Origin of the sequence: Microvirga lenta (genome assembly GCF_020532555.1) — a bacterium.
Taxonomy (GTDB): Bacteria; Pseudomonadota; Alphaproteobacteria; order Rhizobiales; family Beijerinckiaceae; genus Microvirga; species Microvirga lenta.
This window is the reverse complement of sequence record NZ_JAJBBR010000007.1, coordinates 211,951-238,199: the sequence shown is the minus strand read 5'-3', so window position 1 is coordinate 238,199 and position 26,249 is coordinate 211,951. Positions and strand designations below refer to the sequence as shown.

At 64.3% G+C, this 26,249-nt stretch carries 23 protein-coding genes and 2 tRNA genes; all 25 read right to left on the bottom strand.

The features are described 5' to 3' along the window. Positions 1 to 318: 318 nt before the first annotated feature. The gene (locus tag LGR44_RS12495) at positions 319 to 654 is read right to left on the bottom strand and encodes a DUF1467 family protein (protein ID WP_226740974.1); all 336 of its coding nucleotides are present in this window, start codon (positions 652 to 654) and stop codon (positions 319 to 321) included. Between the two features lie 10 nt (positions 655 to 664). Beyond that, the gene (gene mce, locus LGR44_RS12490) at positions 665 to 1,069 is read right to left on the bottom strand and encodes a methylmalonyl-CoA epimerase (protein WP_226740971.1); all 405 of its coding nucleotides are present in this window, start codon (positions 1,067 to 1,069) and stop codon (positions 665 to 667) included. Positions 1,070 to 1,101: 32 nt separating this feature from the next. Further along, on the bottom strand, positions 1,102 to 2,775 hold the full coding sequence (locus LGR44_RS12485; protein WP_226740968.1) for a ribonuclease J: 1,674 nt from the start codon (positions 2,773 to 2,775) through the stop codon (positions 1,102 to 1,104). A 3-nt stretch (positions 2,776 to 2,778) separates the two neighbouring features. After that, positions 2,779 to 3,603 (bottom strand): biotin--[acetyl-CoA-carboxylase] ligase, encoded by an 825-nt coding sequence (locus tag LGR44_RS12480; protein ID WP_226740964.1) that lies wholly within the window; start codon positions 3,601 to 3,603, stop codon positions 2,779 to 2,781. Between the two features lies 1 nt (position 3,604). Further along, positions 3,605 to 5,047 carry an NADH-quinone oxidoreductase subunit NuoN gene (gene nuoN, locus LGR44_RS12475; RefSeq protein ID WP_226740954.1) on the bottom strand — a complete coding sequence of 481 codons (1,443 nt, stop codon included), beginning with the start codon at positions 5,045 to 5,047 and terminating at the stop codon, positions 3,605 to 3,607. A gap of 7 nt (positions 5,048 to 5,054) precedes the next feature. Continuing rightward, positions 5,055 to 6,566: an NADH-quinone oxidoreductase subunit M gene (locus LGR44_RS12470; protein ID WP_226740950.1), complete on the bottom strand. Its 1,512-nt coding sequence runs from the start codon at positions 6,564 to 6,566 to the stop codon at positions 5,055 to 5,057. Beyond that, positions 6,566 to 8,602 (bottom strand): NADH-quinone oxidoreductase subunit L, encoded by a 2,037-nt coding sequence (gene nuoL, locus LGR44_RS12465; RefSeq protein WP_226740946.1) that lies wholly within the window; start codon positions 8,600 to 8,602, stop codon positions 6,566 to 6,568. The genes LGR44_RS12470 and nuoL overlap by 1 nt, the downstream gene beginning before the upstream one ends. 26 nt (positions 8,603 to 8,628) lie before the next feature. Then, a complete protein-coding gene (nuoK, locus tag LGR44_RS12460; protein ID WP_114771644.1) occupies positions 8,629 to 8,937 on the bottom strand; it encodes an NADH-quinone oxidoreductase subunit NuoK in 309 nt (102 codons plus the stop codon). Positions 8,938 to 8,949: 12 nt separating this feature from the next. Beyond that, the gene (locus LGR44_RS12455; RefSeq protein WP_226740943.1) at positions 8,950 to 9,564 is read right to left on the bottom strand and encodes an NADH-quinone oxidoreductase subunit J; all 615 of its coding nucleotides are present in this window, start codon (positions 9,562 to 9,564) and stop codon (positions 8,950 to 8,952) included. Positions 9,565 to 9,706: 142 nt separating this feature from the next. Continuing rightward, complete coding sequence (gene nuoI, locus LGR44_RS12450) at positions 9,707 to 10,195, bottom strand: NADH-quinone oxidoreductase subunit NuoI (protein WP_226740939.1); 489 nt, start codon at positions 10,193 to 10,195, stop codon at positions 9,707 to 9,709. Between the two features lie 14 nt (positions 10,196 to 10,209). Beyond that, positions 10,210 to 11,235 (bottom strand): NADH-quinone oxidoreductase subunit NuoH, encoded by a 1,026-nt coding sequence (nuoH, locus tag LGR44_RS12445; protein ID WP_226740936.1) that lies wholly within the window; start codon positions 11,233 to 11,235, stop codon positions 10,210 to 10,212. 12 nt (positions 11,236 to 11,247) lie between these two features. Continuing rightward, the gene (nuoG, locus tag LGR44_RS12440) at positions 11,248 to 13,326 is read right to left on the bottom strand and encodes an NADH-quinone oxidoreductase subunit NuoG (RefSeq protein WP_226740933.1); all 2,079 of its coding nucleotides are present in this window, start codon (positions 13,324 to 13,326) and stop codon (positions 11,248 to 11,250) included. A gap of 7 nt (positions 13,327 to 13,333) precedes the next feature. Continuing rightward, entirely contained in the window at positions 13,334 to 14,635 is a 1,302-nt protein-coding gene (gene nuoF, locus LGR44_RS12435) for an NADH-quinone oxidoreductase subunit NuoF (RefSeq protein ID WP_226740931.1), read from the bottom strand. Positions 14,636 to 14,649: 14 nt separating this feature from the next. Beyond that, positions 14,650 to 15,708 (bottom strand): NADH-quinone oxidoreductase subunit NuoE, encoded by a 1,059-nt coding sequence (gene nuoE, locus LGR44_RS12430; RefSeq protein ID WP_226740929.1) that lies wholly within the window; start codon positions 15,706 to 15,708, stop codon positions 14,650 to 14,652. Between the two features lie 117 nt (positions 15,709 to 15,825). Further along, a complete protein-coding gene (locus tag LGR44_RS12425) occupies positions 15,826 to 17,016 on the bottom strand; it encodes an NADH-quinone oxidoreductase subunit D (protein ID WP_226740927.1) in 1,191 nt (396 codons plus the stop codon). A 19-nt stretch (positions 17,017 to 17,035) separates the two neighbouring features. Then, the gene (locus LGR44_RS12420; protein ID WP_226740925.1) at positions 17,036 to 17,638 is read right to left on the bottom strand and encodes an NADH-quinone oxidoreductase subunit C; all 603 of its coding nucleotides are present in this window, start codon (positions 17,636 to 17,638) and stop codon (positions 17,036 to 17,038) included. A 14-nt stretch (positions 17,639 to 17,652) separates the two neighbouring features. Beyond that, entirely contained in the window at positions 17,653 to 18,237 is a 585-nt protein-coding gene (locus tag LGR44_RS12415) for a NuoB/complex I 20 kDa subunit family protein (protein ID WP_226740923.1), read from the bottom strand. Continuing rightward, a complete protein-coding gene (locus LGR44_RS12410; protein WP_226740921.1) occupies positions 18,228 to 18,593 on the bottom strand; it encodes an NADH-quinone oxidoreductase subunit A in 366 nt (121 codons plus the stop codon). Before LGR44_RS12410 ends, LGR44_RS12415 begins: the two co-directional genes overlap by 10 nt. Before the next feature lie 505 nt (positions 18,594 to 19,098). Then, positions 19,099 to 19,175: transfer RNA gene (locus tag LGR44_RS12405), tRNA-Asp, on the bottom strand. 104 nt (positions 19,176 to 19,279) lie between these two features. Further along, a tRNA-Val gene (locus LGR44_RS12400) sits at positions 19,280 to 19,355 on the bottom strand. 83 nt (positions 19,356 to 19,438) lie between these two features. Further along, a complete protein-coding gene (locus tag LGR44_RS12395) occupies positions 19,439 to 19,714 on the bottom strand; it encodes an HU family DNA-binding protein (RefSeq protein ID WP_226740919.1) in 276 nt (91 codons plus the stop codon). 197 nt (positions 19,715 to 19,911) lie between these two features. Beyond that, positions 19,912 to 22,341, bottom strand: coding sequence for an endopeptidase La (gene lon, locus LGR44_RS12390; protein WP_226740917.1), 2,430 nt, complete (start codon positions 22,339 to 22,341; stop codon positions 19,912 to 19,914). A gap of 228 nt (positions 22,342 to 22,569) precedes the next feature. Beyond that, a complete protein-coding gene (clpX, locus tag LGR44_RS12385; RefSeq protein ID WP_226740915.1) occupies positions 22,570 to 23,838 on the bottom strand; it encodes an ATP-dependent Clp protease ATP-binding subunit ClpX in 1,269 nt (422 codons plus the stop codon). A gap of 226 nt (positions 23,839 to 24,064) precedes the next feature. Continuing rightward, entirely contained in the window at positions 24,065 to 24,706 is a 642-nt protein-coding gene (locus LGR44_RS12380) for an ATP-dependent Clp protease proteolytic subunit (RefSeq protein ID WP_226740913.1), read from the bottom strand. A gap of 80 nt (positions 24,707 to 24,786) precedes the next feature. Continuing rightward, entirely contained in the window at positions 24,787 to 26,190 is a 1,404-nt protein-coding gene (gene tig, locus LGR44_RS12375) for a trigger factor (RefSeq protein WP_226741081.1), read from the bottom strand. Between the last annotated feature and the right edge of the window lie 59 nt (positions 26,191 to 26,249).

The window sequence follows — 26,249 nt, the reverse complement described above, 5'->3', positions numbered from 1 at the left end:
CACAACACAGACCCTTGGCAAAAGACAAGCTGTCATCTGTTCGCAAGGCCCGGGCCGGCGCCTTAGACGAAAGGTCAATACAATATGTGCCGAAAAATGCATCAGACCCTGCCCAAAAAAGATGACACGGCTTTTTGAGGCGGCTATAAACGGAACGCTAACGTTCTAGACCTTCAAAGGTCAGACGCTGCGGTCCGAGTTTCGGGAGGAACAAGACCCTCGCTCGCTATAACAAGCGACGGCGCAAGAAAGCCAAGGGTCAAAATTGCCAAAAGGCAGTTCGAGCAAGGCGAAAGCCTTGCTTTTTTCTTTCCTGCTTCAGAGCCCCGAGAGAGGCAATATTCCGGCGACGACCACGAGAACCGTGGCGGCGACGAGGGTCGTCCAGATCGCCTTTTCCCGCAATGCCGGTGCGGCGGGCGCGCCCGGCTCGCTGCCCTTCACGACCTCCCCGGTCTCCGCCTGGCTGCGGACCCCGAAGGGCAGAACCGCGAAGAGAAGCGTCCACCAGATCACGAAATAAAGGGCGAGCGCGCCGCTGACGGTCAGCTCGAAGAAGCTGACCGTAACGGCGACGGCCGCGCCCGACACGGCAGCGACGATGCCGAGGGTCGCCCAGAGCGAGTCGGAAACGGTTTTGATGAGCTTTACCAAGAGCTTGTCCTCATGCCTGCTCGAGCTCGATGAGGGTGCCGTTGAAGTCCTTCGGATGCAGGAAAAGAACAGGCTTCCCGTGGGCCCCGATCTTCGGCTCGCCCGAGCCGAGCACCCGCGCCCCGGTTTTCAGGAGCTGATCCCGCGCAGCTCCGATGTCCTCGACCTCGTAGCACACGTGATGGATGCCCCCATCCGGGTTCTTGTCGAGGAAGCGGGCAATGGGCGAATCCTCGCCCAAGGGCTCCAGGAGTTCCACCTTGGTGTTGGGCAGCGCGACGAACACGACCGTGACCCCGTGCTCCGCCAGCGGCTCCGGACTCGAAACCTCGGCGCCGAGGGTGTCCCGGTAGAGCCTCGATGCCGCGGCGATATCGCGAACCGCGATGGCGATGTGATTGAGACGACCGATCATCCCTGCTCCCCCTGAAGGCCTCCAGGCCGAGGCTATACCTCGATCACGAGAACATGGCAGGCGGGCTTCTTGCCCCACGCCTCGTTCACCGCAGCCCGAACGGCGCGGGTCACCGCATTCTCGACCGTTTCCGGATCACGGCGCTTGGCCTTGGACAAGCCATCGAGGAGCTGGGAGACCGCATCGGCAATCAGATCGAGAATGTTCTCGCCCTGCCGGTTCTTTTCCGGCAGGCCCATGGCGTCGATGACCGGATCGCCTGCGATCTCACCGTCCTCGTCGATGGCGATGGCGACGGTGACGATGCCCGCGAAGGACAGTTTCCGACGCTCCGGAACGGCTCTCTCGCTCGCTGACGTGATAATGTTTCCGTCCTTATAGAGGCGGCCGGCGGGCACGTTGTCGATGATCTCGGCCGGTCCCGGCGCCAGCCGCACGAGGGTGCCGTTCTTGGCGCGCACGACTTCCGGCACGCCTTGGGCGCGGGCGAATTTCGCGTGTTCGGCGAGATGCAGCGCCTCGCCATGCGCGGGAATCGCGATGCGGGGACGGGTCCACTCGTACATCTGGGCCAGTTCGCCCCGGCGCGGGTGGCCCGACACGTGGACGAGTTCCGTCCGGTCCGTGATCACCTCGATTCCCTGCTCGATCAGGCTGTTGATGATCGACCCCACGGCCTTTTCGTTGCCCGGAATGGCGCGGGACGAAAAGATCACCCGGTCGCCCTTCGACAGGGCGATGTCTGGGTGTTCGTCCTGTGCGATGCGGGCCAGGGCCGCCCGCGGCTCACCCTGGGAGCCGGTGAGGATCGCGACGACCTTGTCGCGCGGGAGATAGCCGAAGGTCTCGGTGGAGCGGAACTCCGGCAGGCCTTCCAGGTAGCCGCACTCGTTCGCCACATCGACCACCCGGTCCATGGCGCGTCCGACGACGACCACCTCGCGCCCGCACTCCCTCGCCGCCTCCGCGACCGAGCGGATTCGCGCGACGTTGGACGCGAAGGTGGTGATGGCGACCCGGTGCGGCGCATCCTTGATGAGGGCGGCGAGATTGCGGGACACGTCGGCCTCGCTCGGGCTCACGCCGTCGCGCACCACGTTGGTGGAATCGCAGACGAGGGCCAGGACGCCTTCATCGCCCAGGGCGCGGAAGGATTCCTCGGACGTGAGGCTTCCGAGATAGGGAGTGTTGTCGAGCTTCCAGTCGCCGGTATGGACCACGAGGCCATGCGCCGTTCGGATCGCGAGGGCGTTGGATTCGGGGATCGAGTGCGCGACCGGCACGTACTCGACATCGAATGGCCCCAGATTCACCCGCTGGCCGGGCACGATCTCATTGAGGTCGATCTTCGGAGCGTTCGCCTCGGAGAGGCGCCGCGTTTCCAGGAGGCCGATGGCGAATTTCGTGGCATAGACCGGCGCGCGCAGGCGCGGCCACATCTCGACGAGGGCGCCGATATGGTCCTCGTGGGCGTGGGTGATGAAGATGCCGAGGAGGTTCTGGCGCTCCTCCTCGATAAAGCGCAGATCCGGATAGACCAGATCGACGCCGGGAAGGTGCTCCTCGCCGCCGAAGCCCATTCCGCAATCCACGAGGATCCACTGGCGGTTCAGCTCGGGCCCGAAGCCGTACAGGGCAGCGTTCATGCCGATCTCGCCGAGGCCGCCGAGAGGCAGAAACACCAGTTCGTCTTTGGAGGATGGCATCTATCAAAACCTTGTCGCGCCAGCGCCGAGCTTGGCTATATCGTGCAGCAAATTGGGAAAATAAAGGTCGCCTGCATCGATCAGTTCCACGCCGGAGGAGCTTTTCAACTGAAGGCGACCGGAACGGTCCAGACCCTCGAAGATACCGCGCTTCTCGCCGGAGGGAAGGCGCAGGGTCACCTCCTGCCCTATTCCGGCGGCGCGCTCGAGCCAAAGACGACGAATGGGACCGAACGGATCGGCGTTGTTGTTGCGGATCGAGGCCCGCCATGCGGCATAGGTCGATGCGAAAGCGGACGAAAGGGCGGAGAAGACGTCCTCCCGCGCGAGACCCGGCCTGATCGACTCCAGCGTGGCCGCCGGATAGGGCGTATTGGTCGGCGCGAAGGCGACGTTCACGCCGAAGCCGATGACGACGGAAAGGCTGCCGCCGGCCCCGACGCGATGCCCTTCGAGCAGAAGGCCCGAGAGCTTCGCGCCGTCGAGGAGAAGATCGTTCGGCCACTTGAGAGCCAGGCGTGGGGCACCCAAAGCCGTCAGCCTCTCCACCGCCTCGTGGAGGGCGAGGCCCGCGACGAAGCCCAGCTGCGGGGCGACCGCTGCCTCGCAGGGATCGATGAGGAGGAGGCTGGCGTAGAGATTGCCGGGCGGCGACGACCATTGTCGGCCGTGGCGCCCCCTCCCCGCATGCTGCTCGGTCGCGGCGATCCAGAGAAGGCCGGGATCTCCGGCTTTCGCGGCCTGCAGGGCGTCGTCGTTCGTTGACTCCGTCGCCTCGAGCGAGAGAAGCCGGTAGCCGGCGGCCTCAGATTCCGGCGACAGCTTCACGTCACAAGAACAGCGAGCGCGCGGCAGCGCCTGCGGCATTCACCACGGGCGCCGGAACGATCCAGAACAGGAGCACCACGGCGCTCGACACCACGAGGACGAAGCTGACGCCGGGCGCCATCGGCTCGAACCGCTCCACCGGCTCGTCGAAGTACATGACCTTGACGATGCGCAGGTAGTAATAGGCGCCGATCACGCTCGTCACCACGCCGATCACGGCCAGCGCCACCAGGTTGGCCTGGATGGCGGCGGCGAAGACGTAGAACTTGGCGAAGAAGCCGGCCAGCGGCGGAATGCCGGCGAGCGAGAACATCATCATCGCCAGGCAGAACGCCATCACCGGATGGGTGCGGGCGAGGCCGGACAGGTCGTCGATGGTCTCGAACATCACGTTGCCGCGTCGCATGCCCAGGATGACCGCGAAGGTGCCGAGCGTCATGGCCAGATAGATCGCCATGTAGATCGCCACGCCCTGGACACCCTCAGCCGTGCCGGTCGCCAGGCCGATGAGCGCGTATCCGACGTTGCCGATGGAGGAATAGGCCATCAGGCGCTTGATGTTGCGCTGGCCGATGGCCGCGAAGGAGCCGAGCGCCATGGAGGCGATCGAGATGAAGACGATGATCTGCTGCCACTGGACCAGGATGCCCGGGAAGGCATCGATGAACACGCGCGTCGCCATCGCCATGCCGGCCATCTTCGGCGCAGCGGCGAAGAACGCGGTCACCGGCGTCGGGGAGCCCTCGTACACGTCCGGGGTCCACATGTGGAACGGCACGGCCGAGATCTTGAAGGCAATGCCCGCGGCGACGAAGACGAGGCCGAAGATCGCGCCGTTGCCCACATTGCCCTGAAGCACGGAAGCGATGACCGGGAACGACACGCTGCCGGTGAAGCCATAGACCAGCGACGCGCCGTAGAGCAGCATGCCCGAAGACAGGGCGCCGAGGACGAAGTATTTCAGGCCGGCCTCGGTGGAGCGCACGTTGTCCCGGTCGAAGGCTGCGATGACGTAGGACGACAGGCTGAGCAGTTCGAGGCCGAGGTAAAGGGCGATGAGATCATTCGCCGAGATCACCATCAGCATGCCGATGGTGGAGAGCACGATCAGGATCGGATACTCGAACCGGGCGATCCGCTCGCGGCGCATGTAGTCCATGGAGAGGATGACGCCACAGGCCGAGGCGATCAGCGTCAGGCTCTTCATGAACTTGGCGAAGCCGTCGACCACGAAGGAGCCGGCCATCGTCTCGACCCGCTCCGACGGAAGCATCAGCACCGCCAGGAAGGCGACGGCGAGAAGCGCCAGGGCGATGATGTTCATGCCCTCCACCGAGCGCTCGCCACGGAATGCGCCGAACAGGATGAGGACGAGCACGCCGACGGCGAGGATGATTTCCGGCAGCAGAGGACCGAAGGCAGGGATGGTGAAGGCGGGGTTCATCATGGCCTCAGTGTGCGGCAACAGCCGCCGTTTTCACGGTTTGGAGCGCGGCCTCGTAGCCCCGCAGGAGGGCATCCGTCGGCGCGGCAAAGGCATCGAGGATCGGGCCGGGATGCACGCCGTAATAGATGACGAGCAGCACGAGCGGTGCGAAAGTGATGATCTCGCGGCGGTTGAGGTCGGTGATGCCCTGCAGGCTCGGCTTGTCGAGCACCCCGTAGACCACGCGCCGGTAGAGCCAGAGCGCATAGGCCGCCGAGAGGATGACGCCGGTGGTGGCGAGGAACGACACCCAGGTATTGGCCCGGAAGGCGCCCATCAGGGACAGGAACTCGCCCACGAAGCTCGACGTGCCCGGCAGCCCGACATTGGCCATGGTGAAGATCAGGAACACGACCGCATAGAGCGGCATCCGGTTCACCAGGCCGCCATAAGCCCGGATCTCGCGGGTGTGCATCCGATCGTAGATGACGCCGACGCAGAGGAAGAGCGCGCCGGAGACGAGACCGTGCGAGATCATCGTGAACATGGCGCCCTGGATGCCCTGGGGGTTCATGCTGAACAGGCCCATGGTCACGAAGCCCATGTGGGACACGGACGAATAGGCGATGAGCTTCTTCATGTCCTCCTGCATCAGGGCGACCAGCGAGGTGTAGATGATCGCGATGACCGAAAGGGCGAAGACCAGCGGCGCGAAATAGACGGAAGCCTCCGGGAACATGGGCAGCGACACGCGGATGAAGCCGTAGCCGCCCATCTTCAGGAGAACGCCCGCCAGGATGACGGAGCCCGCCGTCGGCGCTTCCACGTGCGCGTCCGGCAGCCAGGTATGGACCGGCCACATGGGCATCTTCACCGCGAAGGAGGCGAAGAAGGCCAGCCACAGCCACGTCTGCAGGTTCGCCGGGAAGTCGTAGGCGAGCAGGGTCGGGATGTCGGTGGTGCCGGCGGTCCAGTACATGGCCATGATGGCCAGAAGCATCAGAACCGAGCCGAGGAGCGTGTAGAGGAAGAACTTGAAGCTGGCGTAGATGCGCCGCTTGCCGCCCCAGATGCCGATGATGAGGAACATCGGAATGAGGCCCGCCTCGAAGAACAGGTAGAACAGCACCAGGTCGAGGGCGGAGAACACGCCGATCATCGTGGTCTCGAGGACCAGGAAGGCGACGAAATATTCCTTCACCCGGTGCTCGATGGATTCCCACGATGCCAGGATGCAGAACGGCATCAGGAAGGTCGTCAGCAGGATGAGCGGCATCGAGAAGCCGTCCACGCCGAGCTTGAACCGGATGGTCTCGGCCAGCCAGGTGTGGCTCTCGACGAGCTGGAACGACGACGACGCCGTGTCGAACCGCCCCCAGGCAACCAGGGACAGCAGGAAGGTCACGACCGTGGTCGCGAGAGCCGCCCAGCGCGCATTGGACCGGGCCGCCTCGCTGTCTCCGCGGAGCAGGAGGATGAAGGCCGCCCCGACCAGAGGCAGGATCAGTAGGCCGGAGAGAATGCCGAACCCGAGCATCAGTGCGCTCCCCTGAAGAGATAGAAGGTCACGAGAGCGGCAACGCCGATCAGCATGGCAAAGGCATAGTGGTAGAGATAGCCCGTCTGGATGCGGACCACGCCACGGGTGACGTCGAGCACGCGGGCCGAGATGCCGTCCGGACCGAGGCCGTCGATGATCCGCTGGTCGCCCGTGCGCCAGAAGAAGCGGCCGATCCACATGGCGGGGCGCACGAAGATCGCGTCATAGAGCTCGTCGAAGTACCACTTGTTGAGCAGGAAGCGGTAGAGGATCGGATGATCCGCCGCGAGCTTCGCCGGCTGCTTGGCATCGATGATGTACATGTAGACCGCCAGCAGGAAGCCGAGGATCATCATCACGGTCGGCAGCAGCGGCACCCAGCCCGGGAGATGGTGCATCTCCTCGAGGATGTGGTTCTCCGGACGGGTGAAGATCGCACCCTTCCAGAACTCCTGATAGCCCTCGCCGATGAAGGCGTTATGGAAGAGGAGGCCTGCGACCAGGGCTCCCACGGCCAGCACGACCAGCGGGATCAGCATGACGAGCGGGCTCTCGTGGGGGGTGTGATCCCCATGGTGGCCGTGCTCATGGTCCGCATGGTGTGCGGGCTCCACGTCCCGGCTGCGCTCGTCGTGCTCCACGCCCTCATGGTCGTGGGGCGCATGAGCATGATGCCCGTGGTGGCCCCAGCGGGCGCTGCCCTCGAAGGTGAGGAAGAACAGGCGCCAGGAATAGAACGAGGTCATGAAGGCGGCGATGACCGTCGCCAGGAAGGCGAAGGAGCCCGCGGAGGAATGGGCCGCGTAGGCCGCCTCGATCACCGCGTCCTTCGAATAATAGCCGGCGGTGAACGGGAAACCCGTGAGCGCAAGGGTGCCGATCGCCATCATCGCCGTGGTGAACGGGATGTAGCGGCGCAGGGCGCCCATGTGCCGCATGTCCTGCTCATGGTGCATGGCGTGGATGACCGAGCCGGCCCCGAGGAACAGCAGCGCCTTGAAGAAGGCATGGGTGAAGAGGTGGAACACGCCCACGCTGTAGGCGCCCACGCCCAGCGCCACGAACATGTAGCCGAGCTGCGAGCAGGTCGAATAGGCGATGACGCGCTTGATATCGTTCTGGACCAGACCGACGGTCGCCGCGAAGAAGGCCGTGATGCCGCCGATGACGGTCACGACCGTGAGGGCCGTCGGCGCGAACTCGAAGACCGGCGACAGGCGCGCGACCATGAAGACGCCGGCCGTGACCATGGTGGCGGCATGGATGAGCGCGGAGACCGGGGTCGGGCCTTCCATCGCGTCCGGCAGCCAGGTGTGCAGCAGGAACTGGGCCGACTTGCCCATGGCGCCCATGAAGAGCAGCAGACAGGCGATGGTCAGGGCGTGCCACTCGACGCCGAGGAACATGAACCGGCTCTCGGCGAACTCGGCCACGCGCGGGAAAATCTGGTCGAAGGAGACGCTGTTGAACAGCACGAAAAGGGTGAAGATGCCGAGAAGGAAGCCGAAATCGCCCACGCGGTTGACGATGAAGGCCTTCATGGCGGCCGCGTTGGCCGAGTCCTTCTGGTACCAGAAGCCGATCAGCAGATAGCTGGCGAGACCCACGCCTTCCCAGCCGAAGAACATCTGGACCAGGTTGTCGGCGGTCACCAGCATGAGCATGGCGAAGGTGAACAGCGACAGATAGGCGAAGAACCGCGGACGGTGCGGGTCCTCGTGCATGTAGCCCATGGAATAGAGATGCACGAGGGCCGAAACCGTGTTCACCACGATCAGCATGACGGCCGTGAGCGTGTCGATCCGGAAGGCCCAGTCGACCACGAGGTCACCGGATGCCATCCACTGGGCCACCTGGACCCGGGTCGCGCCCGAGCCGAAGCCGACCTGGATGAAGGCGACCCAGGACAGGGCCGCGGCGACGAAGAGCAAGCCGGTCGTGATCAGCTCGCTCGGACGGGCGCCGAGGACACGTCCGAACATGCCTGCGATGAGGAAGCCGACGAGCGGCAGGAAGACGATTGCGTGATACATTGTCGTTTACTTCGCCGGTCGGGCGTTTAGCCCCTCATCATGTTGACGTCTTCAACCGCGATGGAGCCGCGGTTGCGGAAGAAGACCACCAGAATGGCAAGGCCGATGGCCGCCTCCGCCGCCGCCACCGTGAGGATCAGCAGCGCGAAGACCTGGCCGACGATGTCGTTCATGTGGGTCGAGAAGGCCACCATGTTGATGTTCACGGCGAGCAGGATCAGCTCGATCGACATCAGGATGACGATCACGTTCTTCCGGTTGATGAAGATGCCGAAGACGCCGAGCGTGAAGAGCACAGCGGCGACGGTGAGATAATGACCAAGGCCGATGACCATCGCGTGTCTCCCTTAGATGCCCTGGCGGAAGGGAACCTTCCGCACCTCGACCGCAGTCTCCTGCGTCCGGGCGTTCTGTTTCGAAATGTCCTGGCGACGGACACCGACGCGCTCGCGCAGGGTGAGCACGATGGCGCCGATCATGGCCACCAGCAGGATCAGGCCGGCCGCCTGGAAGAAGTAGAAATAGCGGGTGTAGAGCACGAGGCCGAGCGCCTCGGTATTCGTGACCACCTCGGCCGGCGGGATTGGCACGGCGGAAGTCCGGATCAGGCCCGGGTCGACCACATAGGTGCCGATCACCAGCACCAGCTCGAGCAGGAACACGATGCCGATGAGCCCGCCCACGGGCAGGTACTGCAGGAAGCCCTGGCGCAGCTCGGCGAAATCCACGTCGAGCATCATGACGACGAAAAGGAAGAGCACCGCCACCGCGCCCACATAGACGATGACCAGGATCATCGCCAGGAACTCGGCCCCCATCATCAGGAAGAGCCCCGCCGCATTGACGAAGGCGAGGATGAGGAAAAGCACCGACTGTACGGGATTGCGCGAGGCGATCACCATGAAGCCCGAGGCGACGGTGATCGTCGCGAAGAGGTAAAAGAAGGCAGCGGTAACCGTCATGCTTCAAGCTCAAGCCGCAAGGAGCGGCCCCTTCCGACGTGGCTGCCGGAGAATCCGGCGGGCCTGTCTATAATTTCCGAATCCGGGCGGGACAACCCGCCCGAGCTGTTTGCCCCCTGCCCTTTTCCGGCAGGGAACGCGCTCAGACGTAGGGGGCGTTCTTCGCGATGTTCCTCGCGATCTCGCGCTCCCACCGCTCGCCGTTCGCGAGAAGCTTGGCCTTGTCGTAGTAGAGCTCCTCGCGGGTCTCCACCGAGAACTCGAAATTCGGGCCCTCGACGATGGCATCGACCGGGCAGGCCTCCTGGCACATGCCGCAATAGATGCACTTCACCATGTCGATGTCGTAGCGGGTCGTGCGGCGCGTGCCGTCGTTCCGGCGCGGACCGGCCTCGATGGTGATGGCCTGGGCCGGGCAGATGGCTTCGCAGAGCTTGCAGGCGATGCAGCGCTCTTCCCCGTTGGGGTAGCGGCGCAGGGCGTGCTCGCCGCGGAAGCGGGGCCCGCGATGGCTCATCTCGAAGGGATAGTTGATGGTCGCCTTCGGCTTGAAGAAGTACTTCACGGTGAGGATGAACCCCGCTACGAACTCCTGCAGAAGAAGGGACTTTGCGACTTGATCGAGCTTCATTTCGCCGATCTCCGTTAGCGCATGCCCGGCGCGGTGCCGGTGAGCATCAGAACACCCGCCACGATGACGACCATTGCCAGCGACAGCGGCAGGAACACCTTCCAGCCCAGGCGCATGAGCTGGTCGTAGCGGTAGCGTGGCACCAGGGCTTTCACCATGGCGATGAGAAGGAACAGGAAGCTGGCCTTCAGGACGAACCAGATCACGCCGGGCACCCAGGTGAAGGGCGCGAACGGGATCGGGGACAGCCAGCCGCCGAGGAACAGGATCGTGCCGAGCGCGCACATGGTCATGATCGCCACGTACTCGCCGAGCATGAAAAGCAGGTACGGGGTCGAGGAATACTCGACCATGTAGCCGGCCACGAGCTCCGATTCCGCCTCGGGAAGGTCGAAGGGCGGACGGTTCGTCTCGGCCATGGCCGAGATGAAGAAGATCACGAACATCGGGAACAGCGGCAGCCAGTACCAGCCCAGGATGCCGAGGGCGGTGTTCTGGGACTCGACGATGGCCGACAGGTTCAGGGTGCCGGCGCACATGAGCACCGTCACGATGACGAAGCCGATGGAGACTTCGTAGGACACCATCTGCGCCGCCGAGCGGAGCGCGCCCAGGAACGGGTATTTCGAGTTCGAGGCCCAGCCGCCCATGATGACGCCGTAGACGCCGAGCGACGAGATGGCGAAGATGTAGAGGACGCCCACGTTGATGTCGGCAATCGCCCAGCCCGCATTGAGCGGGATCACGGCCCAGGCCGCGAGCGAGAGCGTACACATCAGGAGCGGCGCCAGCAGGAACATGCCCTTGTTGGCCGAGGACGGGATCACCGGCTCCTTCAGCACGAACTTGAGCAGGTCCGCGAAGGACTGGAGCAGCCCCCAGGGGCCGACCACGTTCGGGCCGCGGCGCAGCTGCACCGCCGCCCAGACCTTGCGGTCGGCATAAAGCGCGTAGGCGATGAAGACGAGCAGCGCGACCAGCATGAGCAGGCTCTTGCCCAGCATGATCGCGACCGCGAGGAAGATATCTCCGAATTCCATGATCCGATCCTCTTACTCGGCCGCCTCGAGCCGCAGCTCACGGGCGAGCGCGGAGCACTCGGCCATGACGCCGGAGGCGCGGGCGATCGGGTTGGTGAGGTAGAAGTCCTTGACGGGGCTTGCGAACGGCTCGCGGCCGGGAGTGCCGCCGATTCCGGCCAGGGCCTGAACGGCAGACGCCACATCCGCTTCCGTGATGTCCTCGACCGCGGCGAAATGCGGATACTCGGCATAGAGCCGCGCCCGCAGGGCGTTGAGGGAGTCGAAGGGCAGGCGCTGGCCCAGCACGTCCGACAGGGCGCGCAGGATGGCCCAATCCTCACGGGCCTCGCCCGGAGCGAAGGCCGCCCGGTTCGCCATCTGCACCCGGCCTTCCGTGTTCACGAAGGTGCCCGACTTCTCCGTATAGGTCGCTCCTGGCAGGATCACGTCGGCGCGGTGGGCGCCGCGGTCGCCGTGGGTGCCCTGGTAGATCACGAAGGCGCCGGGCGCGATGTCGATCTCGTCAGCACCGAGGTTGAACAGAACGTCGACGCCGCCCTGCGCCATGGCCTGGGCGGTGATGCCGCCCTCGCCCGGCACGAAGCCGAGATCGAGCGCGCCGATCCGCGCCGCCGCCGTGTGGAGAACCGAGAAGCCGTTCCAGCCTTCCTTCACCGCGCCGATGCTCTGGGCGAGCTGGGCCGCGAGGGAGAGCACCGCAAGGCCGTCCGGACGGATGAGCGCCCCCTGCCCCACGATGATGAGCGGACGCTCGGCGCCCTTCAGCTTCTCGGCGAAGCTGTGGCGGCCACCCAGGAGATCGGAGAGGGTCTCGGGGCCGGCCCCGAGATACTCGTAGTCATAGGTGAGGTCCGGGTTCTCGCCGATCATGGCGATGGGCAGCGGAGCCACGCGCCAGCGCTTGCGGATGCGCACGTTGACGAGCGACGCCTCGATGCGCGGGTTGGCGCCCACGATCAGGATTGCGTCCGCATCCTCGATGCCCGCGATGGTGGAGTTGAAGAGATAGGAGCCGCGGCCATAGGCCGGGGACAGGACCGTGCCGTCCTGGCGCGCATCCGTGTTCGTCACGCCGAGGCTCTGCATGAGGAGCTTGAGAGCATAAAGCTCCTCGACCGCCGCGAGATCTCCTGCGATGGCGCCGATGCGCTTGGCGTCGGTGTTCAGCAGACGGTTGCCGATGACGCCGAACGCCTCCTGCCAGGAGGCGGGACGCAGGCGGCCGTTCTCGCGCACGAAGGGGCGGTCCAGGCGCTGGAGACGCAGGCCGTCCACGATCTGGCGGGTCTTGTCGGAGATCCACTCCTCGTTCACCGCCTCGTTGATGCGCGGAAGGATGCGCATGACCTCGCGGCCACGGGAATCGACGCGGATGGAGGAGCCCACTGCATCCATGACGTCGACGGAATCGGTCTTGGTCAGCTCCCACGGGCGGTAATGGTAGGATTCCGGCTTGTGGGTGAGCGCGCCCACCGGGCAGAGATCGGCCACGTTGGCCTGAAGCTCCGAGCCGAGAGCCTTCTCGAGATAGCTGGTGATCTCCATGTCCTCGCCGCGCCAGAGGGCGCCGAGGTCCTCCACGCCCGCCACCTCGGTGGTGAAGCGGACGCAGCGGGTGCAGTGAATGCACCGGTTCATGGAGGTGCGCACGAGCGGGCCGAGATACTTGTCGGTCACCGCGCGCTTGTTCTCGTGGAAGCGGCTGGTGTCGACGCCATAGGCCATGGCCTGGTCCTGCAGGTCGCACTGGCCGCCCTGGTCGCAGATCGGGCAGTCGAGCGGGTGGTTGATGAGCAGGAACTCCATCACCCCTTCGCGGGCCTTCTTGACCGTCGGCGACTTGGTCAGGACCTCCGGCGGCTCGCCGTTGGGACCCGGACGGCAGTCGCGCACGCCCCAGGCGCAGGACGCGACCGGCTTCGGCGCGCCCTTCACCTCGACGAGGCACATGCGGCAGTTGCCGGCGATCGAGAGCCGCTCGTGGAAGCAGAAACGCGGGATCTCCGCCCCGGCCGCCTCGGCGGCCTGGAGCAGCGTGTATTCCGCAGGAACGTCTACCTCGACGCCATCAACGATGATTTTCGCCATCTTTCTCTCACTCCGCCGCGATCATGACGGATTCTGAATGCGGGTTCGCCGCGTAGTCGTCGATGCGCTTCTCGATCTCGTGCCGGAAGTGCCGGATCAGGCCCTGGACCGGCCAGGCCGCCGCATCTCCGAGGGCGCAGATGGTGTGGCCTTCGATCTGGGTCGACACCTCGAGAAGCATGTCGATTTCGCGCTTCTGGGCGCGGCCTTCGGCCATGCGGGTAAGCACGCGCCACATCCAGCCCGTGCCCTCGCGGCACGGCGTGCACTGGCCGCAGCTCTCGTGCTTGTAGAAGTACGAGATGCGGGCGATGGCGCGGACGATGTCCGTGGACTTGTCCATCACGATCACGGCCGCGGTGCCGAGACCCGAGCGCAGGCCGCGCAGGGTGTCGAAGTCCATATGCGCGTCCACGATCTGCTCGGCCGGAACCAGCGGAACCGAGGAGCCGCCGGGGATGACCGCCAGCAGGTTGTCCCAGCCGCCGCGGATGCCGCCGCAATGGCGGTCGACCAGCTCACGGAAGGTGAGGCCCATCTCCTCTTCCACGTTGCAGGGCTTGTTCACATGGCCCGACACGCAGAAGAGCTTGGTGCCGACGTTGTTCGGCCGGCCGATGCCGGAGAACCAGGCGGCGCCGCGGCGCAGAATGGTGCCGGCGACGGCGATCGACTCCACGTTGTTGACCGTGGTGGGGCAGCCGTAGAGGCCCATATTGGCCGGGAACGGCGGCTTCAGGCGCGGCATGCCCTTCTTGCCTTCCATGCTCTCGATGAGCGCCGTCTCCTCGCCGCAGATGTAAGCGCCTGCGCCGTGGTGGACGTAAAGGTCGAAGGGATAGCCGTGGATGTTGTCCTTGCCGATGAGCCTGGCCGCATAGGCCTCGTCCACCGCGCGCTGGAGCGCATGCCGCTCGGCGATGTACTCGCCGCGGATGTAGATGTAGGCGGCATGGGCGCCCATGGCGAAGGAGGCGAGGAGGCAGCCCTCGACGAGGAGATGCGGATCGTTCCGCATGATCTCCCGGTCCTTACAGGTGCCCGGCTCCGATTCGTCCGCGTTCACCACGAGGTAATGCGGGCGTCCGTCCGACTTCTTCGGCATGAAGGACCATTTCAGGCCCGTGGGGAAGCCCGCGCCGCCGCGGCCGCGCAGTCCCGACGCCTTCATCTCGTCGATGATCCAGTCCCGCCCCTTTTCGAGCAGGAACTTCGTGCCGTCCCACGCGCCGCGCATCTTCGCGGCCTCAAGGTCGGGCGAGTGGAAACCGTAAAGGTTGGTGAAGATGCGATCTCTGTCCTGAAGCATTCCCGATCACTCCATCAGGACGTCTTGTTGTCTTTGTCGACGACCACGTCCGGCTTGCTCTCGCTGCCGTCGCGACGGGTCTCGGCGTGTGAAGGCGGCGTTCCGGCGATCGGCGTGGTCGGGCTTTCGGCCACGGGGGCACCCTCTTCCGGCTTCGACGGCATCGCCACATAGGACTTGCTGCTCTGGGGAGCCGGCTTGTCGGCCTCGTCCTTCCGCGGCTCGACGGCCGTGGCCCGGTCCTTGGAGGCCGCATCCGCCCGGTCCTTCTCGTCGATCGGAGGCTTGCCCTCGGCGACGCGATTGGCAGGCGTTTCGATCACCCGGCCGATGGCCCGGCCCGAGTCCGGCTTTCCGGCGCGCGGATTCTCGGCAGCGCGCTGCTCGAGCCCCGGGGCTTCCGTCGGGCCTTCCTGCGCGGTCTCCTCGAAACGCTTGCGCCAGGCCCCGACGACGGAACCGTCATAGAGCGACGGATCCTGAAGGGTGTTGACGGCCTCGTACGGCTCCGAGGTGCGGCGTCCGATCTGGGAGCCCGTCTTCACCGGGCGTCCGGCGGCGAGGTCGTCGAGGAGCTTCTCGAAGTTCTGAGGGGTCAGATCCTCGTAGTAGTCGTCGTTGATCTGCACCATCGGCGCATTGCAGCACGCGCCCAGGCATTCGACTTCGAGCCAGGAGAAGTTGCCGTCCGCCGACACGTGGCCGGAATCGCCGACGCGGGCCTGGAGCACCTTCTTGATCTCGCCCGCGCCGCGCAGGGCGCAGGGGGTCGTGCCGCAGAACTGGATGAAATACTTTCCAACCGGCTCCAGGTTGAACATCGTGTAGAAGGTCGCCACTTCCATGACGCGGATCGGCGCCATGTCGAGCTTGGCCGCGACGGCCTCGATGGCTTTCCGGGGCAGCCAGCCGCCCGCCTGCTCCTGGGCGCGCCACAGGAGTGCGATCACCGCCGAAGCCTGACGGCCCGGTGGGTACTTGGCGATCTGCTGATCCGCAAAAGCTTCGTTCTCGGGCGAGAACGCAAAGCTCTTGGGCTGCAACTCTTCAGGCGCGAGCTTACGAACGGCCATTCACTCTTCTCCTCATCGGCATGGCCGGGCACAGGCCCGGCCATCCACGACTTGAACTTCTCTGCCTCGCCTTTCGGGCGCGGATGCCAGACCGGTCGTCGGGCTGGCGCTGAACTTTTACCGGTCCACTTCGCCGAACACGATGTCGAGCGAACCCAGGACGCCTGCGACGTCGGCCAGCATGTGGCCGCGGCACATGAAGTCCATGCCCTGAAGGTGGGCGAATCCCGGGGCACGGATCCGGCAGCGATACGCCTTGTTGGTGCCGTCGGACACCAGGTACACGCCGAACTCGCCCTTCGGAGCCTCGACGGCGGCATAGACCTCGCCCGCGGGGACGTGGAAGCCTTCCGTGTAGAGCTTGAAGTGATGGATCAGCGCTTCCATGGAGCGCTTCATGTCCTTGCGGGACGGCGGCGCGACCTTTCCGTCGAGGGTGGCGACGGGCCCCTGCCCGTCCGGCGCACGCAGCTTGGCGATGCACTGACGCATGATGCGCACGCTCTGGCGCATTTCCTCCATGCGGATGACCTGCCGGTCGTAGTTGTCGCCGTTCTTGCCGACGGGGATGTCGAATTCCAGTTCCTCGTAGCACTCGTAGGGCTGCGACTTGCGCAGGTCCCACGGAACGCCGCAGCTGCGCACGAGCGGACCGGAGAAGCCCCAGGCCCAGCAATCGTCGAGCGTGATGGTGCCGATATCGACGTTGCGCTGCTTGAAGATGCGGCTGTTCATCACGAGCGTGTCGAGATCGTCGAGCACGTTCAGGAACGGGTCGCAGAACGCCTCGATGTCGTCGATCAGCTCGGGCTGAATGTCCATGCTCACGCCGCCGGGGCGGAAATAGTTCGCGTGCATGCGCGAGCCCGAGACGCGCTCATAGAAGATCATGAGCTTCTCGCGCTCCTCGAACCCCCACAGCGGCGGCGTGAGGGCTCCCACGTCCATGGCCTGCGTGGTGACGTTGAGAAGGTGCGACAGCAGACGGCTGATCTCGAGGAACAGCACGCGGATCAGCTGGGCGCGCCGCGGCACCTGGATGCCGAGCAGCTTCTCGATCGCGAGGCAGTAGGCGTGCTCCTGCGACATCGGCGCGACGTAGTCGAGCCGGTCGAAATAGGGGTTCGCCTGAACGTAGGTCTTGTACTCGATCAGCTTCTCGGTGCCGCGATGGAGCAGGCCGATATGCGGATCGACGCGCTCGACCACCTCGCCGTCCAGCTCCAGCACGAGGCGCAGAACGCCGTGCGCCGCCGGATGCTGCGGGCCGAAATTGATCGTGAAGTTGCGGATATTATGCTCGCCCATGGAAGATCCTCTCCGCCCCTCAGGCCTTGGCCTTCTCGTCGCCGGGCAGCACGTAGTCCGTGCCTTCCCAGGGCGAGAGGAAGTCGAAGTTGCGGAATTCCTGACTGAGCTTCACCGGCTCGTAGACCACCCGGCCCTGCGCCTCGTCATAGCGGACCTCGACGTAGCCGGTGAGCGGGAAGTCCTTGCGCAGCGGGAAGCCCTCGAAACCGTAATCCGTCAGGATGCGGCGGAGGTCGGGATGGCCCGAGAACAGGATACCGTAGAGATCGTAGGCCTCGCGCTCGAACCAGTTCGCGGCCGGGAAGACGCCGATGAGCGAGGGGACGGGGGTCACCTCGTCCGTCTCCACCTTGACCCGGATGCGCCGGTTATGATGCGGCGCCAGGAAATGGTACACGACGTCGAAACGCCTCTCGCGGCCGGGGTAGTCAGCGCCGCAGATGTCGATGAAACATACGAACCGGCACTGCGGGTCGTCGCGCAGGAAGGTGGCCACCCGCACGATGTCCTCGCCTCGCACGACGATCGTCAGCTCGTCGAACGTGATGGCGCGCGCCGTCATCGCCTCGCCGAGGGACGAGGCGATGTGATCGCTCAGGGCTTGGAGCTCAGAACTCATACGATGACCTTTGCTCAGCGCTCGATGGTGCCCGTGCGGCGGATCTTCTTCTGCAGAAGCAGCACGCCGTACAGCAGTGCCTCCGCCGTGGGCGGGCAGCCCGGCACGTAGATGTCGACGGGCACGATGCGGTCGCAGCCGCGCACCACCGCGTAGGAAAAGTGATAATAGCCGCCGCCGTTGGCGCAGGAGCCCATGGAGATGACGTAGCGCGGCTCCGGCATCTGGTCGTAGACCTTGCGGAAAGCAGGCGCCATCTTGTTGGTCAGCGTGCCGGCCACGATCATCACGTCCGACTGGCGCGGCGACGCGCGGGGCGCGAAACCGAAGCGCTCGGCGTCGTAGCGCGGCATGGACATCTGCATCATCTCGACCGCGCAGCAGGCGAGACCGAACGTCATCCACATCAGCGAGCCGGTGCGGGCCCAGGTGATGAGGTCCTCGGTCGAGGTGACGAGAAAGCCCTTATCCGCAAGCTCGTCCTTGATCCCGACGAAATACGGATCCGTGGAGCCTACGGGCTGGCCGCTATTGGGGTCGATGATCCCGCGGGGAGCAGGAGCGACCAGGGTAGACCGGTTATCGGAGATCAATCCCATTCGAGGGCCCCCTTCTTCCACTCATACACGAATCCGACCGTTAGGACGCCCAGGAAGATCATCATGGACAGGAATCCGAACCAGCCGAGGTAACCGAAGGTAATGGCCCAGGGGAACAGGAACGCCACTTCGAGATCGAAAATGATGAAAAGGATGGCGACGAGATAGAACCGCACGTCGAATTTCATGCGGGCATCGTCGAAGGCATTGAACCCGCACTCGTAAGCCGACAACTTTTCCGTGTCAGGACGGCTGTAGGCGACGATGAACGGCGCTACGAGCAGCGCCAGCCCGATCACGAGCGACACGCCGATGAAGATCACGAGAGGCAGGTAGTCGGCGAGGAGATTCGTCATGCGACACCTAAAGAAACGGAGCACGGCAAAAGCCGGCAACAGTCATGCATTTAAGCCGCAGCGAGGCCCCTTAAAAGGCCCTGCGACAATGCAGATTGCGGGGCGAGGCTTAACCGAGATCCCCTTCCCTGACAAGTGTTTGCGGCATCGGGAAAGAAGACTTCTAAACTACGATATAGCCTGTTCGGCGTGAGGGGCCGCCTTGGCCTCAGACCCGCTCCCGACGCCCCATGGCACCGTTTTCGTCTATTTTTGGCCATAATAGACGCCCGTTCAGCTCCACGATCCCGGCCAAGCTGGCCTCGGCAGCCATAACCCGCCGCAAGGAAGAACGGACCGGTTGCAAGCAGGCGGCGCGACATGCTCCTGAGACTCGCCACCCCCGCCGGCAGCGCATAACTCGGAGGGATTGCCCTGGGATGCGAGAAAGCCCCCAAGCGACGGCAGCGCGAACGGACGGCATCCAGCTTTTGGTGGGGAGGATCACTGCTCTTCGGAGCAGAAGTGGCGCGGGCGACGGGGCTCGAACCCGCGACCTCCGGCGTGACAGGCCGGCACTCTAACCGACTGAGCTACGCCCGCGCATCGGACCGCCGAAGCGGTGTGGAGGCGGGTTTACGAGGGCCTCCGACCCCTGTCAAGCGTTCCGTGCACCCGATCCGAAAATCAATCTCGGAAAGCTTGAATGGTGGGCGGTGACGGGATCGAACCGCCGACCTGCGGTGTGTAAAACCGATGCTCTACCAGCTGAGCTAACCGCCCGGTGCGCTTCACATAAAAAGAGAAAGCCGACAACGCAAGCGCTGCCGGCCTTCTTTATGCGATCATCGCTGAAAAAGCGGCTGTTACGCGTTCACGGCGTCCTTCAGACCGGCGCCGGCGCGGAACTTCGGGGTCTTCGAGGCGGGAACCTTCACCTTCTCGCCGGTGCGCGGGTTGCGCGCCTCGCCGGCGGCGCGGTTCGTGACCACGAACGTGCCGAAGCCGACGATCTTCACCTCGTCGCCCTTCTTGAGAGCTCCGGTGATGGCCTCGATGGCGGCGTCGATCGCCTCACCAGCCTGGCCCCGGGTCAGCCCCACCTTATCGGCGACGGCCGCAACGAGCTCGCCTTTGTTCATCTTCTTGTCCTCCAATGATCACGGCGGCATCAAGACAAGTGTGCCACCGTTTCAGGGACCTCCCCTCTGGCTCAAAGCTGGTCCGTACGCAAGCCCCGAACTGGCTGAAATATGGGGGTTTTCGACAATCCAGAACAAAAAAAGAGCCCCCGGATTCGGCATCCGGGGGCTTTGGATAAGATGACGTAACGTCAGACTTAGTGGGCGACGACGCCGACCGAATCATCCTCTACGCCGGGAGTCTTGGGAGTCTTGAGCACCGACGCCTCGTCCCACTCGATGGGCTCGGGCATGCGCACGAGGGCGTGCTGCAGCACCTGGTCCATCATGGAAACGGGGACGATCTCGAGCCCGTTCTTCACGCTCGCCGGAATGTCGGCCAGATCCTTCGCGTTCTCCTCGGGGATCAAGACCTTCTTGATGCCGCCGCGAAGCGCCGCGAGGAGCTTCTCCTTCAAGCCGCCGATGGGAAGCACCCTGCCCCGCAGGGTCACCTCGCCCGTCATGGCGATATCGCGGCGAACCGGGATACCCGTGATGACGGAGACGATGGCGGTCCCCATGGCGATGCCGGCAGACGGACCATCCTTGGGCGTCGCACCTTCCGGTACGTGCACGTGAATGTCCCGACGATCGAACAGGGGCGGCTCGACGCCGAAATCGACGGCACGGGAGCGGACGTAGGATGCCGCAGCCGAGATCGATTCCTTCATGACGTCGCGGAGGTTGCCCGTGACGGTCATCTTGCCCTTGCCCGGCATCATGATGCCTTCGATGGTGAGCAGCTCGCCGCCGACCTCGGTCCAGGCCAGGCCCGTGACCGCGCCGACCATGTCCTCCGCCTCGACCTCGCCGTAGCGGTAGCGCGGCGGGCCCAGGAAGTCGGGCAGGTTGGCGGTCGTGACCTCGACCTTCTTGACCTTGGAGATGAGGATCTCCTTCACGGCCTTGCGGACGAGGTTGGCGATCTCACGCTCCAGGTTACGCACGCCCGCCTCGCGGGTGTAGCGCCGGATCAGCATGAGCAGGGCCTCATCCCCGATCTCCCACTCCTTCACCTCGAGGCCATGCTTCTTCATGGCGGACGGGATCAGGTGCGTACGGGCGATCTCGGCCTTCTCCTCTTCCGTGTAACCCGCGATGCGGATCACTTCCATACGGTCGAGCAGGGGCGCCGGGATGTTCAGCGTGTTGGCCGTCGTCACGAACATGACGTTGGACAGGTCGTAATCGACCTCTAGGTAATGGTCGTTGAACGTGCTGTTCTGCTCCGGATCGAGAACCTCGAGCAGAGCCGCCGACGGGTCGCCGCGGAAGTCCATACCCATCTTGTCGATCTCGTCGAGCAGGATGAGCGGGTTGGACGTCTTGGCCTTGCGCATCGACTGGATGATCTTGCCGGGCATCGAGCCGATATAGGTCCGGCGGTGTCCGCGGATCTCCGATTCGTCCCTCACGCCGCCGAGCGACATGCGCACGAACTCGCGGCCGGTCGCCTTTGCGATTGATTTGCCCAGGGAGGTCTTACCGACGCCCGGAGGGCCGACGAGGCAGAGGATCGGGCCGGTGAGCTTGTTGGCCCGCTGCTGCACGGCAAGGTACTCGACGATGCGCTCCTTGACCTTGTCGAGGCCGTAGTGATCGGCATCGAGAATGTCCTGGGCGACCTTGAGGTCCTTCTTCATCTTCGAGCGGCGGCCCCACGGAATCCCGAGCAGCCAATCGAGATAGTTGCGCACGACGGTCGCTTCCGCGGACATCGGGGACATCTGACGGAGCTTCTTGAGCTCGCCCAGAGCCTTCTCGCGGGCTTCCTTCGTGAACTTGGTCTTCTCGATCTTCTCCTCGAGCTCGGCCAGCTCGTCGCGACCCTCGTCGTCGCCGAGCTCCTTCTGGATCGCCTTCATCTGCTCGTTGAGGTAGTACTCGCGCTGCGTCTTCTCCATCTGACGCTTGACGCGGGTGCGGATCCGCTTCTCGACCTGCAGGACGGAGATTTCGCTCTCCATCAGGCCGAGCACCTTCTCCAGGCGCTGGGCGACGGTGGGGATCTCCAGGATCGCCTGCTTGTCGGCAATCTTGATCGCGAGATGCGAAGCGATGGTGTCGGCGAGCTTGGCCGGCTCGTCGATCTGGGTCACCGCGGAGACGACCTCCGGGGAAACCTTCTTGTTCAGCTTCACATAGTTTTCGAATTCCGACACGACGGAGCGGGCGAGAGCTTCGGCCTCGATCTGGTCCCCGAGCGCGTCGGGCAGGACCTCGGCTTCGGCCTCGTAGTACTCGTCGGTCTGGGTATAGGCCTTGACCTTGGCGCGGCTTGCCCCCTCGACCAGCACCTTGACGGTGCCGTCGGGCAGCTTCAGGAGCTGGAGCACGCTGGCCAGGGTGCCGACCTTGTAGATCGCATCCGTGGCAGGATCGTCATCCGTCGCATCGATCTGGGTTGCCAGGAGGATGTGACGGTCCCCCTTGACCACCTCCTCAAGCGCGCGGATCGACTTCTCGCGGCCGACAAAGAGCGGCACGATCATGTGCGGAAAGACGACAATGTCGCGCAGAGGCAGAACCGCATAGGTTCCGGTCGAGCCTGGAACGACAGGCTGACGTGGCTTCGATTGTGTCATGAGACGACATCCTTTTAACTGCGCCCGGAGAGCCCCTCCGATGAGCAGGCCCGCGGACGAAAAACCGAAACGCTCAAGCTTTTTTTATCTGCTGCGTCCGGTACGTGGCGTCATCCCTCGCATGCTGAGCTGACGACGTTCACGTCAGAGATTATGTGGCGTGGCGGGCACAATGTTTCAAGAATATGCCCGCCATGCACGGTTTCATTTGGATCCTTGCAAAGGTCCTCAGGCGCTGGCGCTCGCGGTCTGCTCCCCGCGGTCGCCATGGATGAAGAGCGGCTTGGCCTTGCCTTCCACGACCTCCGGGCCGATGACCACCTGCTCGACCGAGTCGAGGCCGGGAAGGTCGTACATGGTCTCCAGGAGGATGCCCTCCATGATGGAGCGGAGGCCGCGGGCGCCGGTTTTCCGTTCGATCGCCTTGCGGGCGATCATGGACAGCGCCTCGTCCTGGAAGGTGAGGTTCACGTTCTCCATCTCGAAGAGACGCTGGTACTGCTTCACCAGGGCGTTCTTCGGCTCCTGAAGGATCTTCTTCAGGGCGTCCTCGTCCAGGTCCTCGAGGGTGGCGAGCACCGGCAGGCGGCCGACGAATTCGGGGATCAGGCCGAACTTCAGGAGATCCTCGGGCTCCACCTCACGGAAGATCTCGCCCGTGCGGCGGTCGTCAGGCGCGCTGACGGACGCCCCGAAGCCGATGGACGTACCCTTGCCGCGGCCGGCAATGATCCGCTCCAGGCCGGCGAAGGCGCCGCCGCAGATGAACAGGATGTTCGTGGTGTCGACCTGCAGGAACTCCTGCTGGGGATGCTTCCGGCCGCCCTGGGGAGGAACGGACGCGACCGTGCCTTCCATGATCTTCAGGAGAGCCTGCTGCACGCCCTCGCCCGACACGTCCCGGGTGATGGACGGGTTGTCGGACTTGCGGGAGATCTTGTCGATCTCGTCGATATAGACGATGCCGCGCTGAGCCCGCTCGACATTGTAGTCGGAGGCCTGGAGCAGCTTCAGAATGATGTTTTCGACGTCCTCGCCGACATAGCCCGCTTCGGTCAGGGTCGTGGCGTCCGCCATGGTGAACGGGACGTCCAGGATCCGGGCCAGGGTCTGAGCCAGGAGGGTCTTGCCCGAGCCCGTGGGCCCGATCAGCAGGATGTTGGACTTCGCCAACTCCACGTCATTGTGCTTCGTCGCATGGGCGAGGCGCTTGTAGTGGTTGTGAACCGCCACCGAGAGCACCTTCTTCGCGTGCTCCTGCCCAATCACGTAATCGTCAAGAACGCGACTGATCTCCTTGGGAGTGGGAACCCCGTCGCGCGACTTCACGAGCGACGATTTCGACTCCTCGCGGATGATGTCCATGCACAGCTCGACGCATTCATCGCAGATGAAAACCGTCGGGCCAGCGATCAGCTTGCGAACCTCATGCTGGCTCTTGCCGCAGAAGGAGCAGTACAGCGTGCTCTTGGAGTCGTTGCCGCCAGCCTTGGTCATAATCACATCTCCAATCGGTACCGGGTCGGCCTCTGCCGGCCCTGCACCCCTTTAGTTTATGAGCGCCGGAGCTAATGAAAGGTTCCAGCGCCAAGAATTTGAGCCACCAAAATTATCTCGCCTCCCGAATCCGCATGCAAACACGCGAAGGGCGTGCGATCAATAGAAACGCGGCCGCACGCCAAAAAGACGCATCCGGGAGGAATTTGTCCCCAGGTTTTAGGGATTAGGCCGTCGGGGTGGCAGGAGCGGCCGCCTCGGGACGCTTCATGAGGACCTGGTCGATGAGACCGAATTCCTTGGCCGCATCCGCGGTCATGAACTTGTCGCGCTCCAGGGCCTGCTCGACGGTATCGATATCCTGACCCGTATGCCGCACGTAGATCTCGTTGAGGCGGCGCTTGAGGGCTTCGCTCTCGCGCGCGTGGATCATGATGTCGGTCACCTGCCCCTGGTATCCGCCGGACGGCTGGTGAACCATGATTCGGGCATTCGAAAGGGCAAAGCGCTGGCCCGCCTCGCCGGCGGCCAGAAGCAGCGAACCCATCGATGCCGCCTGGCCGACGCAGAGGGTCGAAACCGGGCAGCGGATGAACTGCATCGTGTCGTAGATCGACAGGCCCGAGGTCACGACGCCGCCGGGCGAGTTGATATAGAAGGAAATTTCCTTCTTCGGGTTCTCCGCCTCGAGGAACAGGAGCTGCGCCACGATCAGCGAGGCCGAATAGTCTTCGACCGGCCCGGTGAGGAAGATAATCCGTTCGCGCAGGAGGCGCGAATAGATGTCGAACGCGCGCTCGCCGCGATTCGACTGCTCGACCACCATCGGGACGAGCGTATTGTTAAAGAGGGCGACCGGATCTCTCATCGTCTCACTGCTCCAAAAGTCCGGCCGCGCGGACGCGCGGCCGTAATGATGATGCTAGCGGCGAGACGCTTGAAAGGGCGTTACTCGCTCTTGCCAGCCTTCTTTCCGCCCTTCGAGGACGTCTCCGACTCGGAAGCAGCTTCCTCGCCGTCGTCGTCGCCGAAAAGCGCCTCCTTGGTGACGGGCTCGTCGACCACCTTCACCTGGGACAGGATCTGGTCGACGACCTTCTCCTCGAAGAGAGGCGCCCGGATTTCAGCCAGAGCTTGCGGGTTCTTCTGGTAGAACTCCCAAACCTGCTTCTCCTGGCCGGGATACTGGCGGACCCGCTCGATGAGAGCCTGGGTGACCTCATCGTCGGAGATCTTGATATCGGACTTCTCGCCGATCTGTGCAAGGACCAACCCGAGGCGCACGCGACGCTCGGCGATCTTGCGGTACTCGGCCCGGGCCTCCTCCTCCGTCGTGTCCTCGTCGGCGAAGGTACGGTTGTTGGACTTCATGTCCGCCTCGACCTGGGACCAGACCGCGGCGAATTCCTGCTCCACGAGGCTCGGGGGCAGCTCGAAGCTGTACTTGGCGTCGAGCGCGTCCAGGAGCTCCTTCTTCACCTTGCGGCGGGACTGGGCGTCGAAATCGCGCTTGATGGCGTCGCGGATCGCGTCCTTGAGCTTGTCCAGGGACTCCATGCCGAAGCCCTTGGCCAGCTCATCGTCGATCTTCAGCTCGCCGGGAGCCTCGACCTCCTTCACGGTCACGTCGAACTCGGCGTCCTTGCCGGCCAGATGGGGCGCAAGGTAGTTCGCCGGGAAGGTGACCTTCACGAGCTTGGTGTCGCCCGCCTGGAGGCCGACCAGCTGGTCCTCGAAGCCGGGGATGAAGGTGTTGGAGCCGAGCTCGACCCGGATGTCCTCGCCCTTGCCGCCCTCGAATTCGGTGCCGTCGATGCGGCCCACGAAATCGACCACGACGCGGTCGCCGTTGTCGGCCTTACCCTGCTTCGGCTCGAAGGAGCGGTTCTGCTTGGCCATGCGCTCGAGCGACTCGTTGATCTCGGCGTCCGTGACCTCGACCACCGGCTTCTTGACCTCGACGTCGGAGATGTCGGCCAGCTCGAAGGTCGGCAGGACCTCGAGAGCGACCGTGAAGGCCAGATCGCCCTTGGCGTCCATCGCCTTCTCGATCTCGTCCTGGCTCTCCGGGAACTTGATCTGCGGCTCGAAGGCCAGCTTGAGGCTGTTGTCCTCGACGATCTTGCGATTCGCCTCGTTGACGGCGTTCTGGACGACATCGCCCATCACGGAACGGCCATAGACCCGGCGCAGGTGTCCCACGGGCACCTTGCCCGGGCGGAAACCATTGATGCGAACGCGATCCTTGAGGGTCGCCAGCTCGCTGTTCAGGCGCTGCTCCAGCTCGGTTGCGGGCAGCACGACCTTGAATTCTCGCTTCAAGCCTTGGGACAGTGTTTCCGTCACCTGCATGGTATTATTCGCCTTCATTCCTCGAAAGAATCTATGTCCCAGGCTCCGGCCGATGCGAC

Excerpts from the sequence above, each read along its gene's own strand:
- LGR44_RS12485 (WP_226740968.1), bottom strand. The coding sequence starts at position 2,775 with ATGCCATCCTCCAAAGACGAACTGGTGTTTCTGCCTCTCGGCGGCCTC.
- nuoI (WP_226740939.1), bottom strand. The coding sequence starts at position 10,195 with ATGAAGCTCGATCAAGTCGCAAAGTCCCTTCTTCTGCAGGAGTTCGTA.
- LGR44_RS12455 (WP_226740943.1), bottom strand. The coding sequence starts at position 9,564 with ATGACGGTTACCGCTGCCTTCTTTTACCTCTTCGCGACGATCACCGTC.
- nuoK (WP_114771644.1), bottom strand. The coding sequence starts at position 8,937 with ATGGTCATCGGCCTTGGTCATTATCTCACCGTCGCCGCTGTGCTCTTC.
- nuoL (WP_226740946.1), bottom strand. The coding sequence starts at position 8,602 with ATGTATCACGCAATCGTCTTCCTGCCGCTCGTCGGCTTCCTCATCGCA.
- nuoH (WP_226740936.1), bottom strand. The coding sequence starts at position 11,235 with ATGGAATTCGGAGATATCTTCCTCGCGGTCGCGATCATGCTGGGCAAG.
- LGR44_RS12380 (WP_226740913.1), bottom strand. The coding sequence starts at position 24,706 with ATGAGAGATCCGGTCGCCCTCTTTAACAATACGCTCGTCCCGATGGTG.
- mce (WP_226740971.1), bottom strand. The coding sequence starts at position 1,069 with ATGATCGGTCGTCTCAATCACATCGCCATCGCGGTTCGCGATATCGCC.
- nuoE (WP_226740929.1), bottom strand. The coding sequence starts at position 15,708 with ATGGCCGTTCGTAAGCTCGCGCCTGAAGAGTTGCAGCCCAAGAGCTTT.
- LGR44_RS12470 (WP_226740950.1), bottom strand. The coding sequence starts at position 6,566 with ATGCTCGGGTTCGGCATTCTCTCCGGCCTACTGATCCTGCCTCTGGTC.
- clpX (WP_226740915.1), bottom strand. The coding sequence starts at position 23,838 with ATGACCAAGGCTGGCGGCAACGACTCCAAGAGCACGCTGTACTGCTCC.
- tig (WP_226741081.1), bottom strand. The coding sequence starts at position 26,190 with ATGCAGGTGACGGAAACACTGTCCCAAGGCTTGAAGCGAGAATTCAAG.
- lon (WP_226740917.1), bottom strand. The coding sequence starts at position 22,341 with ATGACACAATCGAAGCCACGTCAGCCTGTCGTTCCAGGCTCGACCGGA.
- LGR44_RS12420 (WP_226740925.1), bottom strand. The coding sequence starts at position 17,638 with ATGAGTTCTGAGCTCCAAGCCCTGAGCGATCACATCGCCTCGTCCCTC.
- nuoG (WP_226740933.1), bottom strand. The coding sequence starts at position 13,326 with ATGGCGAAAATCATCGTTGATGGCGTCGAGGTAGACGTTCCTGCGGAA.
- nuoF (WP_226740931.1), bottom strand. The coding sequence starts at position 14,635 with ATGCTTCAGGACAGAGATCGCATCTTCACCAACCTTTACGGTTTCCAC.
- LGR44_RS12415 (WP_226740923.1), bottom strand. The coding sequence starts at position 18,237 with ATGGGATTGATCTCCGATAACCGGTCTACCCTGGTCGCTCCTGCTCCC.
- nuoN (WP_226740954.1), bottom strand. The coding sequence starts at position 5,047 with ATGAACCCCGCCTTCACCATCCCTGCCTTCGGTCCTCTGCTGCCGGAA.
- LGR44_RS12425 (WP_226740927.1), bottom strand. The coding sequence starts at position 17,016 with ATGGGCGAGCATAATATCCGCAACTTCACGATCAATTTCGGCCCGCAG.
- LGR44_RS12410 (WP_226740921.1), bottom strand. The coding sequence starts at position 18,593 with ATGACGAATCTCCTCGCCGACTACCTGCCTCTCGTGATCTTCATCGGC.
- LGR44_RS12395 (WP_226740919.1), bottom strand. The coding sequence starts at position 19,714 with ATGAACAAAGGCGAGCTCGTTGCGGCCGTCGCCGATAAGGTGGGGCTG.